General features: G+C 42.3%; 22 protein-coding genes. 1 reads left to right on the top strand and 21 read right to left on the bottom strand.

All coding sequences use genetic code 11. The features are described 5' to 3' along the window. Positions 1-57: 57 nt before the first annotated feature. The 7 genes from ABE547_RS05385 to ABE547_RS05355 are packed head-to-tail and all read right to left on the bottom strand — an operon-like array spanning position 58 to position 5,887. Positions 58-978 carry an RluA family pseudouridine synthase gene (locus ABE547_RS05385; RefSeq protein ID WP_347377795.1) on the bottom strand — a complete coding sequence of 307 codons (921 nt, stop codon included), beginning with the start codon at positions 976-978 and terminating at the stop codon, positions 58-60. Continuing rightward, complete coding sequence (gene lspA / locus ABE547_RS05380; protein WP_347377794.1) at positions 956-1,465, bottom strand: signal peptidase II; 510 nt, start codon at positions 1,463-1,465, stop codon at positions 956-958. The genes ABE547_RS05385 and lspA overlap by 23 nt, the downstream gene beginning before the upstream one ends. Before the next feature lie 47 nt (positions 1,466-1,512). After that, positions 1,513-2,268 (bottom strand): YlmH/Sll1252 family protein, encoded by a 756-nt coding sequence (locus tag ABE547_RS05375; RefSeq protein ID WP_347377793.1) that lies wholly within the window; start codon positions 2,266-2,268, stop codon positions 1,513-1,515. Then, the gene (locus ABE547_RS05370; RefSeq protein WP_235250152.1) at positions 2,268-2,810 is read right to left on the bottom strand and encodes a cell division protein SepF; all 543 of its coding nucleotides are present in this window, start codon (positions 2,808-2,810) and stop codon (positions 2,268-2,270) included. The genes ABE547_RS05375 and ABE547_RS05370 overlap by 1 nt, the downstream gene beginning before the upstream one ends. Positions 2,811-2,834: 24 nt before the next feature. Next, positions 2,835-3,533, bottom strand: coding sequence for a YggS family pyridoxal phosphate-dependent enzyme (locus ABE547_RS05365; RefSeq protein ID WP_347377792.1), 699 nt, complete (start codon positions 3,531-3,533; stop codon positions 2,835-2,837). Positions 3,534-3,550: 17 nt separating this feature from the next. After that, positions 3,551-4,924 carry an HlyD family efflux transporter periplasmic adaptor subunit gene (locus tag ABE547_RS05360; protein ID WP_347377791.1) on the bottom strand — a complete coding sequence of 458 codons (1,374 nt, stop codon included), beginning with the start codon at positions 4,922-4,924 and terminating at the stop codon, positions 3,551-3,553. Positions 4,925-4,939: 15 nt separating this feature from the next. Further along, the gene (locus tag ABE547_RS05355) at positions 4,940-5,887 is read right to left on the bottom strand and encodes a TIGR01212 family radical SAM protein (RefSeq protein WP_347377790.1); all 948 of its coding nucleotides are present in this window, start codon (positions 5,885-5,887) and stop codon (positions 4,940-4,942) included. A gap of 84 nt (positions 5,888-5,971) precedes the next feature. Here ABE547_RS05355 and ABE547_RS05350 point away from each other — a divergent pair, with 84 nt between their 5' ends. After that, positions 5,972-6,172, top strand: coding sequence for a DUF378 domain-containing protein (locus tag ABE547_RS05350; protein WP_235250160.1), 201 nt, complete (start codon positions 5,972-5,974; stop codon positions 6,170-6,172). A 147-nt stretch (positions 6,173-6,319) separates the two neighbouring features. Here ABE547_RS05350 and ABE547_RS05345 read toward each other — a convergent pair whose 3' ends face one another. The 14 genes from ABE547_RS05345 to ABE547_RS05280 form a co-directional block, all read right to left on the bottom strand. Beyond that, the gene (locus tag ABE547_RS05345; protein WP_347377789.1) at positions 6,320-7,306 is read right to left on the bottom strand and encodes a serine hydrolase; all 987 of its coding nucleotides are present in this window, start codon (positions 7,304-7,306) and stop codon (positions 6,320-6,322) included. After that, on the bottom strand, positions 7,290-7,685 hold the full coding sequence (gene mgsA, locus ABE547_RS05340; RefSeq protein WP_235250165.1) for a methylglyoxal synthase: 396 nt from the start codon (positions 7,683-7,685) through the stop codon (positions 7,290-7,292). The genes ABE547_RS05345 and mgsA overlap by 17 nt, the downstream gene beginning before the upstream one ends. A gap of 13 nt (positions 7,686-7,698) precedes the next feature. After that, entirely contained in the window at positions 7,699-8,823 is a 1,125-nt protein-coding gene (locus ABE547_RS05335; RefSeq protein WP_347377788.1) for an FtsW/RodA/SpoVE family cell cycle protein, read from the bottom strand. Next, a complete protein-coding gene (locus ABE547_RS05330; protein ID WP_347377787.1) occupies positions 8,820-9,032 on the bottom strand; it encodes a cell division topological specificity factor MinE in 213 nt (70 codons plus the stop codon). Before ABE547_RS05330 ends, ABE547_RS05335 begins: the two co-directional genes overlap by 4 nt. A 12-nt stretch (positions 9,033-9,044) precedes the next feature. Beyond that, positions 9,045-9,836, bottom strand: a complete 792-nt coding sequence (minD, locus tag ABE547_RS05325) for a septum site-determining protein MinD (protein ID WP_347377786.1) — start codon at positions 9,834-9,836, stop codon at positions 9,045-9,047. Continuing rightward, positions 9,818-10,408, bottom strand: coding sequence for a septum site-determining protein MinC (locus ABE547_RS05320; RefSeq protein ID WP_347377785.1), 591 nt, complete (start codon positions 10,406-10,408; stop codon positions 9,818-9,820). The genes minD and ABE547_RS05320 overlap by 19 nt, the downstream gene beginning before the upstream one ends. Before the next feature lie 21 nt (positions 10,409-10,429). Continuing rightward, a complete protein-coding gene (locus tag ABE547_RS05315) occupies positions 10,430-13,372 on the bottom strand; it encodes a penicillin-binding transpeptidase domain-containing protein (RefSeq protein ID WP_347377784.1) in 2,943 nt (980 codons plus the stop codon). After that, the gene (gene mreD / locus ABE547_RS05310; RefSeq protein WP_347377783.1) at positions 13,365-13,883 is read right to left on the bottom strand and encodes a rod shape-determining protein MreD; all 519 of its coding nucleotides are present in this window, start codon (positions 13,881-13,883) and stop codon (positions 13,365-13,367) included. Before mreD ends, ABE547_RS05315 begins: the two co-directional genes overlap by 8 nt. Before the next feature lie 3 nt (positions 13,884-13,886). Beyond that, complete coding sequence (gene mreC / locus ABE547_RS05305; protein ID WP_347377782.1) at positions 13,887-14,771, bottom strand: rod shape-determining protein MreC; 885 nt, start codon at positions 14,769-14,771, stop codon at positions 13,887-13,889. After that, positions 14,771-15,799: a rod shape-determining protein gene (locus ABE547_RS05300; RefSeq protein ID WP_347377781.1), complete on the bottom strand. Its 1,029-nt coding sequence runs from the start codon at positions 15,797-15,799 to the stop codon at positions 14,771-14,773. The genes mreC and ABE547_RS05300 overlap by 1 nt, the downstream gene beginning before the upstream one ends. A gap of 14 nt (positions 15,800-15,813) precedes the next feature. Further along, complete coding sequence (gene radC, locus ABE547_RS05295) at positions 15,814-16,506, bottom strand: DNA repair protein RadC (RefSeq protein WP_347377780.1); 693 nt, start codon at positions 16,504-16,506, stop codon at positions 15,814-15,816. A 36-nt stretch (positions 16,507-16,542) separates the two neighbouring features. Next, the gene (locus ABE547_RS05290; RefSeq protein WP_347377779.1) at positions 16,543-16,803 is read right to left on the bottom strand and encodes a DUF4321 domain-containing protein; all 261 of its coding nucleotides are present in this window, start codon (positions 16,801-16,803) and stop codon (positions 16,543-16,545) included. Between the two features lie 94 nt (positions 16,804-16,897). Further along, positions 16,898-18,535, bottom strand: coding sequence for an FAD-dependent protein (locus ABE547_RS05285; RefSeq protein WP_347377778.1), 1,638 nt, complete (start codon positions 18,533-18,535; stop codon positions 16,898-16,900). Then, positions 18,532-19,812 carry an NAD(P)/FAD-dependent oxidoreductase gene (locus ABE547_RS05280; protein WP_347377777.1) on the bottom strand — a complete coding sequence of 427 codons (1,281 nt, stop codon included), beginning with the start codon at positions 19,810-19,812 and terminating at the stop codon, positions 18,532-18,534. Before ABE547_RS05280 ends, ABE547_RS05285 begins: the two co-directional genes overlap by 4 nt. Positions 19,813-19,831: the final 19 nt, after the last annotated feature.

The raw sequence follows: 19,831 nt of genomic DNA, 5'->3' as shown, positions 1-19,831 counted from the left end.
TAATATAAAGCTATTATACAATAATTGAAGAGAAAAGTATAGAATTATCACATTATTTTAATTCTTAAGTTTTCTTAGTCTGTCTAATAATTGAATAAAATAGTCAGGAAGAGGTGCATTGATTTCCAGATATTCACCGGTTCTTGGATGAATGATACCAATTGTCTTTGCATGCAATGTCTGTCCCTGCAGATACGGAAACGGACATTTTCTGGGACCATATACCTCATCGCCCAACAAGGGATGTCCAATGCTGGCCATATGGACACGAATCTGATGAGTTCTTCCGGTTTCAAGTTCGCATTGAATATATGTGTAATCCCCAAATCTTTGCAGAACTTTAAAATGTGTGACTGCTTCCCGACCGTTTTTTGCATGAATGCTCATCTTTTTGCGCTCAACCGGATGCCTGCCGATCGGAGCATTGACTATCCCCGATTCTTCTTTAATATTTCCATGAACAACGGCTACATAGATACGTCGGATGGAATGTTCCTTGAGTTGTTCTGAGAGACTCTGATGTGCCATATCATTCTTGCATACAACCAGTGAACCGGTGGTGTCCATATCAATGCGGTGTACAATTCCCGGACGCATGGTTCCATTGATACCGGATAATTCACTTCCGCAATGATACATCAGTGCATTTACGAGTGTTCCGGTGTAATGTCCCGGAGCAGGATGGACAACCATCTGTTTTGGTTTGTTCACAATGATAATATCCTGATCTTCATACAAGATATCTACAGGAATATCCTCAGGAACGATGTCGGGCTCCTTTGCCTCCGGAAGCTCTATCTCTACCCTGTCACCCAAAGAAAGCCTGTAATTGGCTTTTACAGGCTTGTCATTAACGATTACGTACTGATCTTTGATTAACTTTTGAATATAGGATCTTGATCTGTCCTCCAATTCTTCCGAAAGATACCGGTCTATACGGTCACCGGCCTGATTTTCAACGATGAAGTATTCTTTCAAGTTCTTCCTCCTTATAATAGAAAAATATGAGCAGAATAATCAGAAAAGCAGAAACCGTTACATAAATGTCTGCCACATTAAATATCGGGAAATCTATCAGCTTAAAATAAAAGAAATCTATTACATACCCGAGTCGGATCCGGTCAATGCAGTTGCCGAAAGCTCCTGAGATGAGCAGGACTGCACAGATTCTTAATGGTAAAAATCTGCGTTCAAAAGGTACCCTGCTGTAAAACAGTATCACAATAATGCATATGATAACTACGCTGATAAGAAAGAAAACTCTCTGATTCTGAAACAGTCCAAATGCCGCTCCCCGGTTTTCAAGATATTCCAGCTGAAATACACCGGGAATCAGAACGCAGGACGGCTTATCTTTCAGATTGCCGACTGCCGCATATTTGGTAATCTGATCCAGTATGGTAAGCAGGCATATACTGATCAATGCTCTCATGTAATAGACATAACGTTTTTTGTGTGTATTCATAGTATTCCCAAGCCTCATATTATTATTAATTCTATTATGTTTGTGTATCAGATATATTTTCTGACAGATATCATATAACGTCCTTTTTTCGTTTCGGAAAGAATTCCCATATAAGCGATTCGCCCCATTTTTCGAACAGATATCATATCATTTTCTTTCAACCGGTATCCATTACTTGTGACCAGTTTTCCATTCACAAACACTCTTGCACCTTCAATGAGCGCTGTCAGTTTGCTTCTCGAAAGCGGATATGCGATGGACAGGACGGTATCCAGACGAATTGACGGAACGGTTCCCTTCAGTTCCTCATAATCCGGTTCATAATCACTGTTGAATTCTGCGGTAAATGTTGTTGCTACACTTGTGTGTCGAATCTGTGTGAGATGTTCAGCAATATATTCGGCCATTTCTTCTTTTACAAAAAGCAGAGCACGCCCCTCTTCCACTATAATATCTCCCAGCTTGCAGCGCTCAATCCCCAGATTCATCACAGCTCCCAGATAATCCCTGTGAGTCAGTTCTTCTGCAAATCGTTTATTCAATGGTCTGATTTCAATAATCCGGACAGGATATTCATAATCATAATAAAGAGCATCAGGTAGAAATGCTGCCATCTGACGCTCTGATAAGTCATATCCGCCATATGTCTTATACTGTGATAAAAACATGTTCTTTGGCGTAGTATGAAGAATATTTAATTCATTCAGATTAAGAAAATCAGAGAATGTGACAATTCCCCGGTTATATGCCATACGGGACAGCTCAATGAGCCTTTTTTGCAACATGCTCTCTTCTTTATTCATTAGAACCTTGACCTCATAGATGACGCGTCAAATGAGGTGTTCAGAAGATCCTGAAGATCACCGGAAATATCTACATTTGTCGGTGTAACCAGGAATATGTAATTGGAAATCTTCTGAAGATTGCCGCTGATTGCAAATGTAGCACCTGAAGTAAAATCAATAATACGCTGTGCTACTTCAAGATCCATGCCTTCCAGATTCAGGATTACAGTACGACCACTTAAAAGAGTCTCTGTAATCTCACGTGCGTCATCAACGGAATTTGGTTTGATGACACATACTTCCATGCTTACACTGCTTCTTCTTGAAGGTTGACGCATCGGTGTTACTTTATTATTTGAATATGATGATTTTGTCTTTGCAGGAACTTCATAATCATCATCGTAATCGTCGTAATCCTTTTCCTTTTCTTTATGAAAGAGACTTCTCTTGGGCTTCTTTTCATAATCATCATCATAATCGTCATCGTCGAAGAATTCGTCATCATCGTAATCTTCGTCGTCTAACTTCATGATATTTAAGAATTTATCTAATACTCCCATCTTCAATCTTCTCCTATCCTAGGTTTATACTTGTTGAGTATAATCACGCGCACCAAAAATTCCGGTTCCAACCCGGACCATTGTTGCACCCTCTTCTATAGCTACCTGATAATCATTGGTCATACCCATAGAAAGAATACCCATAGACATATTATCAACGTTTTTCTTTGCGATGTCAACAGATAATTTGCGTAAATGCGCGAAAATCGGGCGATTTTCCTCCGGATCATCTACAAAAGGAGCAATTGTCATGAGACCTTTTACACGCAGATGCGGAAAATCTGCAAGTTTATCCACAAAATCAATGACTTCTTCCGGCATGAGGCCGTATTTGCTTTCCTCTTTCGCAACATTTACCTCAATGAGGATATTTACCGTAACGTTACGTTTTTCAGCCTCTTTCTCAATTGTTTCCGCAAGTCGGACTGAATCAACGGAATGAATGAGATCAACCTTGTCAACAATGTATTTTACTTTATTGCGCTGCATATGCCCGATCATATGCCAGTGAATATCATCCGGAAGGACTTCGTATTTACCTGCAAGTTCCTGGGCTTTATTTTCACCAAATATCCGTACGCCAAGATCATAGGCTTCCTGAAGGGTTTCTACTGGTTTTGTCTTACTGACTGCGATCAGTGTAACTTCGCTGCGGTCTCTGCCTGCCCGTTCACATGCGGCCTGAATATTTGCTTCTACTGCTTCAAGATTTTCTCTTAACATTTCTGTATCTCTCCTTTTTAATACACTACGTCATTTTCATGAACATCTTTACCAACCAGTGCGATATGATCATAGTTTGCAAGTCCATAATTGCTGCCGGCTTCCACAATATAGTATTCATCACTTTCGCAGAGGATATGAATCTGTTTGAAAACGGCATAGCCTTTATTTATATTATATACTCCTTTAAGACTCATGGTCTTTTCCAGAGGATAAGTCTCTGTAGAATCCGGTTTTCGAAGAGACGTGTTTTTCTTAAAATCATTGGGGTCAAGATATACTGTTCCGTTTTCTTCATCCCGATAGTAGACCTCTACACTCTGGAATTCCGCGTTTTTGTCCCCATTATCGATCAGAACTCCGGTATTATTGCTGTTACCTCCCTGAGTCAGATAATCCTGTGGAACCAGATAGAAATCTTTTTCCGTGACAGCAGATTTTGGAATCTTCAGTCCGGATACATCCTGAAGAATCAGCTCCAGATCCAGGTATCTCTCCTGTACATAGCGGACCATAGAATTGCTGAACGAAAGGACTCCGACATTCATTCCATTGATTTTCTGCACGGAAAAGCCTGCAACTGCAGTTTCATTGTCTTTTGAAAAACGAACTTTTACACTTGTCATCTCAGACATGTCTTTTGCACTTTCATCACTGAGAAGAATCACGATATTCCATTTATTATCCTGTATCAGTTTATAGATTGCATCTCCCTTTTTTACCTGCGTATTATCTTTTACGCTTGAAGACTCATACCCCTTTTTATTCAGGATATCTTCTGTCAGGTCACTAAGTGTTATGTTTTCATATCCATCTGTTGAATAGGCGATAATTCCGTCTCCGGATGCATTGAATACCTGCAGACCATTCTGTCCTTCGGAAGCCATAGCATCAAGCTGGATCTTTCGGCTCTGACTGGATTTTCCATCAAGAACATCAGTAATGGTGTCTTTCATGGAATAAACATCGCTGAATTTCTGATCATCAAAATCTTCACAGAACGCCTGTGTTCTTACAAGCATAGATGCCTGTTCTTCGGCAGTCAGTTCCTGAGTTTCTGAATTGTCACTGTTAAAGTCCAGCTTTTTATCGGACAGAGAGTAAATCCTGCTTTTGGCTCCGACTTTACTTCCCTCCGTAGCAAAGAAGTTAATATATCCACCGCTCTCTGCCTTAATGACCTCTTCCTCACGCAGAATAAAACCGGTATAGGAATTATCCTTGAGGATAGAGCCTTCACGAACTTCGTATGCAGTAATATGCTTATTGGTAAGATACATCAATACTGTAACAAATAAATAGACAAATATGACACCAAAGATGATAATACCAATATTAATATGTCCTTTTTTATGATATACCTTTATATTTGTTAATTCTTTTCCAGCCAAAGCCTGATAAGCCTCCTAATCTAATAGTCTAAGCGCAGCACCATCAAGATAGTCATAGTGTTTCCCTTGATAACTACTATTTTCTTTCATCATCATAAGCAATTCATCTTTTAATTTCCACCAGCTGGTTCCCCAGTTACAGAAGACAGCATCCTCTGACGGAATCCGACTGAACAGACGCTCTACCGCAATTGATGGATCCAGATATTCCAGAAACATCATAAGACGAAAGAGATAGTCCTCTTTTGAGCATAAAGTTATTGTACCATTTTCATACGCTTCACACAACCTTGTGTTTTTGGCAATGTAAAGAGAATGTACTTTTACAACGTTTGTTTTCAGAGCAGAGATGATTTTTGCAGATTCAATGGCGTCTTCTGTATCATCCTGAGGCAGATTCAAAATCATATGTGTACAGATATCAAAACCGTATGGCCGGATTCGAAGAACAGCATCAATATACTCTGCAAGACCATGCCCACGGTTGATCTGCTGCAATGTATGATAATTGACCGTCTGAAGGCCAAGTTCTATTGTAATCTGTACTTCATGTGAACGAGATATCTCCTGCAGAATATCAAGATAATCTTCACGGATACAGTCTGGTCTCGTAGATACTGCGATTTCTACAATATCGGGAACACTTAATGCTTCCTCAAGATATTCCCGGAAACGCTCTGCCGGGAGAAAAGTATTGGTATAATTTTGAAAATATGCAATAAACTTATGTGCATGATACTTTTTTTCAATATGTATGCGTGTCTTTTCCAGCTGTTCCCGGACCGACAGCTGATTACTCAATGCTTCGAACCCGGTTCCTGACTCTGCACAGAAGGTGCATCCCTCTCCGAGCAGACGGTTCGGACAGGTCAGAGGAAGATTGACCGGGAGCTTATATACTTTTTCCTGATATTTTGATTTCAGATATTCAGAATATGGATAATATGGAAGCTTTTCGTTCATCTGATTATTTTTCCCTTCAAAAAATGTATATTTCCTCTCTAAGACGCTCATACTAGCTTCAGTATGATAAAAGGAGGAAATCATATGAAATGGTTCGATAATACTGCATTAACACTGGTGATCATCGGAGCAGTCAACTGGCTTCTGGTTGGAATCTTCCGACTGGATCTTGTTGCCGTTATTTTTGGAAATCTGTCATGGCTGTCGCGTATTATCTATACGATCATAGGATTGTGTGGATTATATTTAATCAGCCTTTATGGAAGAATCGGCGGTTCTGATTAAAGGCATATAGGGCTCAATTTATAATGAGAATTGCCATGAAGCAAGGGACTGCTGAAAATGAATCGGCTGCCGCTCAGTGATATCACGAAAAACGGCAGCTTACATTTTTTAACAGTCCCTTCATGGTTGATTGTTTTGTAGATTTTCTCATTCATTATCCCCGGGAATTGCATTGATCAGGGCTGTCATATCCTGATATAGTAATGCCTTGGTGTCAGCACCCATCACGATTGAAATGTATGGATGCTGCTCTTCATCTTCTTCAAGCAGAACCAGACAGTTACCAGCCGGTGTTGTTGTTCCGGTCTTGCCACCAATTACAGTTGCATTGTCCGGCAGCGTAGCTTCTCCTGTCGCATAGTAATTTGTCGGTTCCCATGTAACCTGCCGTACATATCCGTCTGCGCCAGTGATATCAGCCGTATAGGATCTGGAACTGATGATTTCCATAAATTTATCATATTGCATGCATTGATCAAATATCAGATACAGGTCGTACGCAGTCGTATAATGATTATCATCATGAAGACCACTGGAATTCACAAAATGTGTTCCCGTAGCAAAGATCTTTTCTGCCTCTTCATTCATCATATCTGCGAATTCTTCCATTGTTCCCCCGATATATTCTGCCACAGCAACCGCATTATCATTACCTGAATGCAGAAGCAGGCCATACAGAAGATCCAGTAATGTAAGCCGGTCTCCGGTTTCCAGACCACAGGTCTGTTCATCTGCCGCAAAACTGTCTTTATCCGCGTGTGACGATACAGTCACTACTTCGGACAAATCAGCATATTTCAATGCAATGAGTGCAGTCATAAGCTTTGTTGTACTTGCCGGATATACTTTTTCGTATACATTATATGAAAAATCAACCTTTTTCCCGTTCAGATCAAACAGTGCAGCAGAATACAGATTCTCTGTTACTGATGATGAAATGCCGTCTAAAGAGACATCACCGGATGCGATACATAAGTCGGATGCATATAACTTTTCTTTATATAGACTCTTATTATAAGTGTCTGTTTCATAGTCTGCAACTACGGCTTTCGGATGAAAGATACAGGCAGACAAAAGCAGTGCAGATGACACTGCAGCCAGAGCTGATTTATATACTTTATCGATACATTTCACGCCAATCAAGATCTCCTCTGTCTATTGCTAATACGATAAGTTCCGCTGTTGCCAGGTTCGTAGCTAACGGAATATTGTAGGTATCACACATACGAATGACATCATTCAAGTCCGGATCATGGGGTTTTGGATTAGAAGGCTCCCTTAAAAAGATCAGAGCATCGATATCGTTCTGTGCAATCTGAGCACCTAACTGCTGTTTTCCGCCAAGAGGTCCGGCCAGATATTTGTGAACTTTCAGGTTCGTGACTTCTTCAATTAATCTTCCGGTAGTTCCGGTAGCATAAAGACTGTGTTTGCTTAAAATTCCTCTATAAGCAATACAGAAATTCTGCATTAATGCCTTTTTTGAGTCGTGGGCAATCAGTCCTATATTCATTATTATTCACTCCTTACTGGTATTTTTTAGGCTGCAGGCCAACATTCAGTACAAGTCCTATACCGATATATAAACTAACCAGAGAAGTCAGTCCATAGCTTACAAAAGGTAACGGAACGCCTGTGTTGGGCAGTATTTTTGTAGCAACACCGATATTAATAAAACTTTGTATTCCTATGAGACCGCCGACCCCACAGCATATGATTCTCCCTGCCAGGTCCTGCGATCGCATGCCTATCAATATACATTGTATCACAATTAACAGTAATAACGCAATAATTATGCAACTTCCAACAAAACCAAGTTCTTCTCCGACAATAGCAAAGATGAAGTCTGTCTGCGGTTCAAGAATAAAGTTACCATTTTTTACAGAAGTAGTCGTATTATTGTTCAGTCCCTTTCCGGTCAGCTGTCCGGATCCTATTGCCATAACAGAGTTTTTCTGCTGATATGCTTCATCACTTTCATATTTTTCCGGTTCAATAAATGCCAGAATACGCTTCTGCTGGTAATCTTTCAATATTTTCTGATCCGGCTGCACAACGATACTCAGAAAGATAGCTGCTACCGGTATGAGGATCAGTAAAACAGAGACGATAAATTTGTAGCTCAATCCACCGACATAGATCATAAGACAGATCAACAGCGCAGTACATATCGTTGTAGACAGGTTCGGCTCAACGATAATCAGTGCAAGCGGTATTCCTGCAAGAATCGCATATTTTATCAATGTAAACTTATCGTTGATATCTTCTTCATGTTCCATAATAAACTTGGAAAAAAACAGTATCAGAAGAATCTTGGCCAGTTCTGACGGCTGAAATGTCGTAAAGCCAAGGTCGATCCATCGGGTTGCACCATTTACATTGGTTCCGATAACCAGAACGGCACCAAGGATCAATACGGTAAATATATAGATCAGCCAGTAAAAATTCTGAATCCACATATAATCGATCATGGAAACAATAAACATGGCAATCAGTCCGATAAATACACCCAGAATCTGCTTTCCCTGAAAAGAAGCTTTGGCACTTCCTACGACCAGCACACCGATCACCGATAATGCCAGTACAAGAAATACCAGACTGAATTTGTAATCTTTTAAATGATATGGTTTTGTAAATCTATGTGATCTCACGTCTCTTCTCCTGTGAATGTAATAATAACCTGTGTTCTTTTAAATTCCACTTGAAAATTCTCTTCTGTAAGCTCTATATATTTTGAAAGTGATTCGTATAATTCCCTGCATATATTCTCATACGCTCCGGGAATGCAGCTGACACGATCAGAGACAACCAGTGCCTTTAACCGGTCTTTTGCGATTACAACAGAAGATTTTTTCAACATCTGCTTTCCCTCCTAATCTTTTTTAAAGATATGTGAAAGCTTTGAAAACAATCCGTTTCCGGCATCCAGATCCAGGAACGGAACTTCAATGCCCAGAATTCTTTTGCATATGTTCATGTAAGCCTGTCCGGCTTTTGAATCAATTCCAACGACCGGTTCTCCCTGATTGGTGCCGATTACTACTTTCTCATCATCAGGAAGTGCACCAATCAACGGAACAGACAGAATCTCTGTCACATCATCAACGGACATCATATCTCCCCTTTTTACCATATCCATACGGATGCGGTTAATAATGAGGTCAATCTTTTTCATCTGATTATGTTCCAGAAGACCAATGATCCGGTCGGCATCCCGGATGGCAGAAACCTCCGGTGTCGTAACAACGATCGCACGATCAGCTCCCGCAATTGCATTCTGGAAACCCTGCTCAATTCCGGCAGGACAATCCAGGAGGATATAATCAAATTCTTCCTTAAGTTCAGAAGTCAGTTTTTTCATCTGGCCGGGAGAGATTGCTGACTTATCCTTTGTCTGTGCAGAAGGCAGAAGATAGAGATTCTCATATCTTTTGTCCCGGATCAGAGCCTGCTTCAGCCTGCAGGATCCTTCGATTACATCGACCAGATTGTACACGATCAGATTCTCCAGACCCATGACAACATCCAGATTGCGCAATCCCAGATCAGTATCTATCACAACTACCTTTTTGTCAAATTTTGATAATCCGGCGCCGATATTGGCAGTTGTGGTTGTCTTGCCAACGCCGCCTTTTCCTGATGTAATTACGATAACTTCGCCCATGAATAACTTCCTCCTATAACTGGTTTTACTTCAATATCTCCGATGCGCAGCTTTCTTGGCTGCATATGGAGAGCTGCAATGACTGCATCCTGTCTTCCGGAAGCGCCTGCAATCACGGTACCGTAGATCGTCCCGGTCACGATCACATGACCCTTGGATGCCACGGTTGCTCTGGTGTCTACATCTCCTATGATTACAATGCTTGTCTCGGATTCCAGAATCTGTCTTCCTCTGAGTGTACCTTTATAGAACTGACCGTCCCTCTCATGTATGGCTTTCAGGCTCTCTCCAAGCATACGTTTATGAACCTGTTCTGTGTAAGTGTTTTTTTCAATGATACATCTGATTCGTATATCAGCAGCGCTCTGAATGACTTCTGTCATCCTTCGCTCTTCCTCTTCTGTGAAAGTACGGCCCTCATACTCCACTGCCATGTCTGCATGTTCAAAAAAATGTGCAGATGCCTCGAACTTGTTTTTTACCTCTTTCGTTAATTCTTCAAAAGGCATGTCCGAATCAAAGTATATGGTTATGCCGTATCTGTTACTCTTTATGAGTACCGGATCTTTCACATACACTCATCCTTTCCGCTTTTAGTCTCCTCCGGAGTTTCCTGCACTGATAACTGCTGCTTCACCTGTAATGATCTCATCCTCAGGCGTTACTCCATAATAGTACTCCATGACGGCATTTCCGATTTCAGCAGCATAGGTAGAGCTGTATCCGTTTGCGATACGGATCGCAAATGCTACTTCCGGGCTGTCACTCGGTGCAAATCCGACGAACAGGCCGTGGTCAGGATGCGTCTGACTCTGTTGTGCGGTACCTGTCTTTCCAGACAGTGCTATCCCACTTGCAATTAACTTTGAAAAAATATCTGCATGTGCCGAAGTTACAACTGCCCGCATTCCATTATGGACTGCCGTCCATGTGGAAGAAGATACGTTGGTGACGGTATTCTTCACTTCCGGTGTGTAATCTTTGATCACCTTTCCGTCCACATCTGTAACCTTATCGATCAGGCTGAGATCATAGACGGTTCCCTTGTTGGCAACTGCAGTCACATAACGTGCAAGCTGGCTGGTGGTATAGTTATTCGTTCCCTGTCCGATTGCAGACGGAACAGAGGATTCATCTGATATCTGTGGTTCTGATTCGGGGATCTCAAGCCCGGAGGTGTCCCCGAGTCCAAATTCTTCTGCGTATTTTTTCAGCTTCTCAATACCAACATCACTGGAATAGTAGGACTGTGTAGCATCGCCTTCCTCATTATCGGACTCAATCTGTGATTCTCCGCTTTTGGTGATTCCAAGCCGGTAACCAACTTCATAAAAGTAACTGTTACAGGAATTTGCTATTGCACCTTCCACATTCAGACTTCCGTGAGCAGACGGATAGATCCAGCATTTTGGATATGGCGTTACTTTTTTATATTCCCCGTAGCAAGGAAGGTATTCACTGGCATTAATCACACCTTCTGTAAGACCTGCAATGGCAACCAGCGGTTTGAAAGTAGAACCGGGTGCTGTTTTTTCCTGTGTCGCATTATTGTAAAATGGTCTTGCATTATCTGTAACGAGCTTGTTGTAATACGTGGAATCCATGGTATTTGCAAGCCGGTTATTGTCATATCCCGGGTACGATACACAGGCAAGAACCTCGCCTGAATTCGGATCGGTCATCACCAGAGAACCGGTGCATGGTTCAAGGGCAAGCTGTCCGGGAGTAATTTCCAGCGTCTGTATCTTTCCTCGAATAAAATCATATGCTCCGATGCTTCCACTGTTAAGTGCACTGTATTGAGCTTCGTCATACTGAAGAATTTCCTGCTCATAAAGCATCATACAGATCTGACGGCCCGTAACAGCACCGGATTTGATCATATACCGGTAGATCAGTTTATCAAAACTGTTATCAGAATCAATATAATCCTGAATAAATGCAATAATTCCCTGATAGATCTCACCGGAATCTGAGTAATCCCCCTTGGAAGATACATAATCCTTTAACAAAGATGTATCCACCCAGTTCTGTGAAATGGCATAATTCAGATACGTATATATATTGATGGATTCATCGTCCCTCCAGGCTTTATATGTCGCATCTTTTGTGTCCAGCACATCCGGATCAATAATATTGGTTCCATTCGTCAGAACGTCTGTGACCAGATATGTCAGATATGCCTGCATCTCTTTTGGCTGCTCTTTATAAGCGCCTGCATTGGGATCGGATAATACATTCTGAAGTTCTTCTTTCACTTCCGTCTTACGTGAAACAAACGCTTCGGAAACTTCCTGCTCGGCAATGCCTGCTTCTTCATCTGAAAAATGTTTAATATCCAGAATATCATTACTGATAAATGTATCATACACATCACCGATTGGAATAATTACATCACTTCCGTCTGTAACCTGTGTTCTGTCATAGGTCAAAGTATTCTGGATCTTTGCGAGAAGAATTCCTGCAAGCTCCTGCTCAATGATGTTATATGCTGCCTTCTGAAGATCTGCATCAATGGTAAGATACAGATCATTACCTGCTTTCGGGTCTGTGCCCTTCACAGTCTCAATGACTCTTCCGACACTGTTCACATAGAGCTTTACTTCACCCTTTTTCCCCTGCAGAACAGAATCCATGGTCTTTTCCAGTCCCGATTTTCCAACGGTATCTGTTTTATCATATTGTTCCTGTTCTTCTTCACTGAGCGCATCATACTCTTCCTGAGAGATCTGTCCGGTATAGCCGATAATATTGGCAAAACATTTACTGTCGGTATATCTTCGGAGAGATTCTTCTTCAATATTGATTCCCTGAAGCTCATCAAGATGCTCCATCACATCAGCGACGGTCTCTTCACTGACATCTTCCGCAATGGTGGTGGTAATATATTTCTGGTAATTATTGAGCGACAGATTATAGCGTATGTTCACCATCTTAAGGACTTCTTCTTTTCCAAGTTCGCTCTGATCAATTCCATAGCCATTGATCTTATCTGTACAGAGATAATTGATTACTTCCTCTGCGGTATTGTTCTGTTGTTTTGCTGACAGTTGATCGATTGTTTTCTTTCCATAAACATCAGCAATAAAACGAAGCTTCTGTGTCTCGTTTTCTGCAACATACTTATATTCATTATTGTTATCCAGAATAATACCAAAGTCATTGATCACGGTATCACCATTCGATTCCACCATATCAATTACAGTAGAAACGGTCTGATTGATGATGGTATTCTTCTGTTTGATACTGTCGTACTCTCCGTTATCTTCAATCGTGACGGAATAAGCCAGTTCATTATAGGCAAGGAGATTACCGTTGCGATCATAAATGTTGCCACGGGTACCCTGCACTTCTTTTGTCTTCTGGATCTGCAACTTATAATCGTCAAAATATTCCTGCCCTTTTACTATCTGAAGATAGAATACTCTCTGTACCAGAATTGCAGACAACACGCAAAATACGATGATGACCACAAAGATTCTGGATTGTACGACTTCTGCGATTCCGGACTTTATCCGTTCCCATAAACTATACAAATCTGCTTGCACTCCTTTGTTCTTCTGCTTCGAGTTTCTTATTAATCTGTAATATGATCTGATACAGGATCAGAGTAACCAGAATCGTGTATACCAGTTCCGGAAGAATAATCTGCATCAGATAGATGCCAAATGCAAAATCGCCCTGGAGCATCTGCATACAAAAATAGCATACCAGACCGTAGATCATCTCACTGGCAGCAATCAGAGCAATCGGAAGTTTGATATCGTCATCAAAAAATAATCGTCTGAAAGAACCATTCATGTATCCGATCACTGCGAACAGCAGGGTATGAAATCCAAGAAGATTTCCCCAGCATATGTCAATCAGCAGTCCGGAACACACCCCCACCGCCATGCCTTCTTTCTTGCCACGCATAAAGCCGAACGAAGAAGTGATAATGATCAGCAGGTTCGGTTTTACGGAAGCAAATGACAACCTGTGAAATACGGTACATTCTAACAGAAAACAGACAATGATAATGATAAAAGTAATCAGCTTTCGTTTCATGCTCTAATCTCCCTTGCTATTTTCATCCGCATCTGAACCATTGATGAGATCCTGTTTTGTTGTAGTAATGACCAGGACCTCCTGAAGTTTGGTAAAATCTACGGCCGGAGTGATATAACCGGATCTGGTCAGGTTATTGGAATCTACCTCCACTTCACTGATATATCCTATAAAAAGGCCCTGCAGGAAACGACTGCTTACATGAGAAGTTACTACCTGCTCTCCGACCTCTATCTCATTGTCGTTATTGGCAAGCTTTTCAAACCGGATCCTTCCGTCAGACATTTGTTTCAGATCACCTCTTACAATACAGGTATCTGACGTGGACAGGATCATGCCGCTGATACTGCTGGAATCATCGATGATAGAACGCACTCTGGCATAATTCGGTCCGACCTCCGTAACAATACCGACCAGACCGCTTCCGGCCAGAACATTACAGTCTTTTTTAATTCCGTCGTTGCTTCCTTTGTCAATCGTAAAATCATTGAACCAGTTACTTCCGTTATTTGCAATTACATGAGCGCCTATCTTGGTGTAATCCGAATAATTTTCATCCAGCTTGTACAATTCTCTGAGCCGCTCCAGTTCGTACTGCTCCTGCCTCAGTCTGGTATTATCTATGGTCAGTTCATCAACTTTCGTCTGCAGCTCATCATTTTCTTTTTTCATCTCTTCCAGCGTCTTGAAATTATCGGAGAGATCGCTCATAAAACGACCCACATAACTGATTCCCTTCTGCATCGGAATCACTGTATAATTTGCTACAAATCTCAGAGGACCTCCACCATCGGTAAAACGTTCGATTCCAAGAAGGATGATGCAGCACACGATGATAATCATCAGCCAGTATTTACTTGGTAAGGAAGATTGGTTTTTCATTTTCATTATCTCATCCACCTATAATTTTCATCAATCATTGAGTATGCAAGTTTACGTAATTCTTTGGACATAATAATCTTCTTCAGACCATTGACTGCACAGATATCGGGTTCCAGAGCAGTTCTTGTTTTGATACCTGTCATCTGTTCAATATAGATCTCAAGTCCGGGCATGTGTGCAATGCCTCCGGTCAGAAAGATTCCGTTTTCATGAATCGCTTTTCGCATTTCCGGAGGTGTACGGTCCAGAAGAGAATTGATTGCACGTACACATTCCAGAAGAGGATCTTTCATAGCCGCCCGGACCAGTGTAATAGAGATTGGTTTACGGACCGGAACGCCGGTGATAAGATCACGGCCGGCAACAGATAACACAGACTCTGCATCACCCGTAAAGATTGCAAAATTCTTTCTCAGTGCCTCGGCAGTCAGTCTTCCGATCAGAAAATCATGACTGTGACGCACAAGCGTAATGATAGAATTATCAAACGTTGAACCTCCGACCTTCAAAAGCTGGTTGAAAACCAGTCCTCCACCGGCAATTACAGAAATCTCAGTTGTCTCTCCGCCAAAGTTGGCAATCATCGTTCCGGCGGTATTCTGAATATCAAGATTCAGTCCAACCGCATCCGCGATTGAACGTTCCACAATATTGACTTCTTTCGCTCTGGCAGTAGAATGAATTACCAGATCGAAGAACGCCTTTTTTTCAACTTCTGTGACATCTGTAGGAACAGCAATTACATACTCTGAACCTCTTGAAAATTGTCTTCCTCTTTTTAAAAGATTCTGAAGCAGAAACTGCATATCGTTAAATCTTGAGATAACACCCTGTTTCATTGGAAAGGCAATCTCAATGGATGAAGGGGCCTTTCCGTACATTTCATATGCATCATCTCCTACCGCAAAGATATCTCTGTCACGGTTATTCTTAAATGCAATCACATCTTTTTCTTTCCAGATCGTATCTTTTTTCTTATCATAGACCTTGATCTCATAGGAGCCAAGATCCAGTCCGTATACATTTCTCGCCATCTGACAGGTCCTTTCTACAATATGCCCTCCTCCCTGAAGCTGATATAACAATTATTGCCAATAATGATATGATCTAACAATTCAATCCCGATCAATGCACCTGCATCCAGGATCCTTTTGGTTGTCAGCATATCTTCCCGGCTGGGAGTCGGATCACCACTTGGGTGATTATGCATAATCACAATAGACACGGCATTTTTTTCCAATGCCTCTATGAAAAGCTCTCTTGGTGTGATCACGGAAGCATTCACAGTTCCTTTCGAGATATTGGTCTCACCAATCAGCTTTGCTTTCGAATTTAACATTAACAGTTTCATAAGTTCCTGCTTTTCGTGCCGGAGGTCTTCCATATAATAATTGGCGATCGTCCGGGGATCCGAAAAACAGAGTGCTTCCTGATGTGAGGCCTTGGAAAGCCGCTTTGCAAGTTCCGATATGCAGGATATCTGAATTGCTTTTACTTTTCCAATGCCCTTCATTCTCATAAGTCTTTCAATGCTGAAACGATGGATTCCAAGAATTCCGTCTTCACCGGAATCATATAGAATGCGGCGTGCCAGATCGAGTGCACTCTCGCCCCTGGTGCCCGTACGTAAAAGTACGGCCAGCAATTCAACATCACTCAAACTGCCGGCACCCTTGCGTACACATTTTTCGTATGGACGTTCGTTTTCCGGCAACTCTTTCATGGTATTTGTCTGATTCATCTTATCTTTGGATTCGCATGATACTCATAATAGAACTTACAAGAAACGATATAATATAATGGAAAGAATTACGCCAATAATACTTGCCATAGTAATCTTTATGGACAGGCCAAATGTAATGACCAGAATCCCCAGATTCAGGATGATCGGCTCATCCAGACCAAAAGACTGTCCATAGCTCAACCAGGAAAGTGCCGGCACCCCTTCCGCCAGCATTCCGATGAAACCACCGAGAACTATGCCACATAAGATCATCAGAAATAAAGTCCAGGCGTTTTTATTTCCTTTTCCTTTCATATGTACTCCTCCTCGTTTTTTATCTATCTAAAAAACTCAATACATTTTATCACATTTAAAAAAATGTGTATAGACTTATCCCATTAAATTTTTCTTAATCATCCGACACCGTGTCGAATGGGCGGTAGGCCATGGCAATATTTTCTGCCACTTTTAGTCCATCCATGGCAGCTGATGTAATTCCACCCGCATATCCGGCACCTTCTCCACAGGGAAAGATTCCCCGGATATTGCTCTGAAGAGTGTCATCACGCAAAATCCTGACAGGGGAAGAGGTGCGACTCTCTACACCGGATAACACAGCGTCCTCTCTCGCATATCCGTGAATCTTCTGTCCGAAAGACCGGATACCTTCTTCCAGAGACTGTGCAATCTCTTCCGGGAAAATACTTCTTACATTGCTCCAGGCGTATTCGCCTTTCATCTGTGGAAGTACTTCCTGAGGGCCATCTGAGACCTTATTGGAACAAAAATCGCCGAACAATTGTACCGGAATCTTTCCATTCCCTGCAAGATATGCGGCCTCCTCAAGTCTGCGCTGGTATTCCATACCGGATAAAGCATCCCCGTTTCCGTAATCTTCAGGAGTCACGGTGACGATCACAGCACTGTTTGCATTTTTTCCGTCACGTCCACTGTAGCTCATCCCATTTACGGCAAGACGATGTTCTTCTGACGAAGCATTGACAACATATCCGCCTGGACACATACAGAAGGTATAGACCCCTCTTCCGTTTTCCAGATTAACTGCCAGTTTATAAGGTGCTGCCGGAAGACAATCAGGGTAATGCTCTCCATATTGATCTTCATTGATCATAGATTGTGGATGTTCCATACGGACACCGACTGCAAAAGACTTTGGTTCCATCGTCAAACGATGTCCCTTCAGCATGGCAAAGGTATCTCTCGCGCTATGTCCGATCGCAAATACTGCAATGTCTGTAAAAAGAAGTTCCTCTTTGCCGGTATGCAGGTCTCGAACACAGAGTCCTGTCAACTGCTCCCTGTTATCAGAATAAGATGTCCTGATATCTGTCACCTGAGAATGAAAACGAACTTCCCCGCCATGTGTACAGATGGTATGACGCATATTTCTGATCACGGAAGCGAGTATATCCGTTCCGATATGTGGTTTGCTCTGATACATGATCTCCTGTGGTGCACCATGTGCGTGAAAGATCTCAAGAACTTTGGTGTTGCGGCCAAGTTTATCATTGACCAGTGTATTCAGTTTTCCGTCCGAAAAGGTTCCTGCTCCTCCCTCCCCAAATTGTACATTCGAATCAGGATTCAGAGGACCTCCGTTCCAGAAACATTCCACATCTTTCATACGCTGATCCACATCCTCGCCGCGCTCAAGAAGAACAGGGCGATATCCGGCAAGCGCCAGCATATATCCGCAGAACAGGCCGGCAGGTCCTGTGCCTATGATTACAGGTCTGTGCATAAGCGGCTGTGTACCGGAAACGGAGAATGAATATTTCACCTGCTGCTTTCCGAAAATGACCTGTCCGTTTTTCACTTTCTTCTTCAGGGAAGATTCATTTTTTACGTGGACGTCCACGGAATAAATGTAGAATAACTGTGGTTTTTTCCGGGCATCAATGGATTGCTTCTGAATCTGCCAGGAAAGAAGTTCTGAGTCGTTGATACGCAGTGTTTTCAAGATCTTTTTCTTCAGATCATCTCTGGTATGTGTGATCGGTAATTTTAATTGACTGATTCGGATCATGAGCGTTTTCCTTTCCCTGATGTCTTTGGTTTCTTTCCGGTATCTCCGTGTCCGGAGGATGCGCATGCTCTTCCGGCCAGATAACCGGTTGCCCATGCCCATTGAAGATTATATCCTCCACAGATGCCGTCTACGTCAAGAAGCTCTCCGGCCAGATAGAGCTGCCTCATACACCTGGATTCCATCGTCCCCGGATCTATTTCTGTAAGAGGAACACCACCGGCACACACCTGTGCATTTTCAAATCCATTGGTGTCGGTGATCGTCACCGTATCCGCTTTTACTATGCGTACCAGTCGGTGAAGCTGTCTGTCAGTCAGACCGGAAGCTTTCTGATCCATACGGATATCTGCACGCTCCAGAAAACGTGGGATCATTTTTTTGTGAAAGATCCCCATGAAAAAATCAGCACATGTCAGAAACGTGTTTTCTTCTTTTCTCCTTTTTAAAAGTGAAAGCAGTTCTTCTTCTTTCACATCAGGAAAAAAATCAATCACTACCTGCACGTTACGTTTTTGCCGGAGACCGTCTGCAGCAAAACGACTGATCTGAAATACCGGAATTCCGGAGATGCCATATGCTGTAATCTGAAGTTCTCCCTTATCGGATGCAATGGGTTTGCCGTCGATGACGGCGGTCACCTGTGCATCTGTACGGACACCCGCTGCTTTGGCATACGGATGCTGCTTTACTTTCAGCTGCACAAGAGCCGGAACAACCGGGACAAGGCTGTGCCCCGCTGACTTTGCAAGTGTATATCCACTTCCATCGGATCCGAGTGCAGAAGATGCACGGCCGCCGGCAGACAGAATCACGGCGTCTGCCTGAAAATTCTGAGCACTCGAATGAATACAGAAGCCTTTGGCACTGCGGGTAATCCGTTCAACATGAATCCCTGTCTGTATCTGTATTCCAAGCCGCCTGGTTTCCATAAGCATCAGATCCAGGACCGCAGCTGCCTGATCCGATCTGGGATACACATAATCTCCGCGCATCCGGAACAAAAGTCCCAGAGAAGAAAAGAAGGAAAGCGTCTCTTCATATGTGAATTGCCGCAGGATCTTCTCTGCAATCTCGGGATGACGACTCCGGTAACAGTCCATTGCCTGAAACCGATTGGTCAGATTGCATCTGCCGTTTCCGGTTGCCAGGATCTTCTTACCGGGGCTGTCTTTATGCTCCAGAATACAGATCTGTGCTTTGGGATTCATTCTTGCCGCAGTAATTGCAGCTGTAAGACCGGAGGCCCCGCCTCCGATAATCATGATTTTTTTCATATTTGATCTTCAACCTCAC

This window comes from Dorea sp. YH-dor226, from assembly GCF_039832105.1.
Taxonomy (GTDB): Bacteria; Bacillota; Clostridia; order Lachnospirales; family Lachnospiraceae; genus Dorea_A.
The sequence above is the reverse complement of the archived record's forward strand: the minus strand, read 5'-3'. Positions and strand labels throughout refer to the sequence as shown.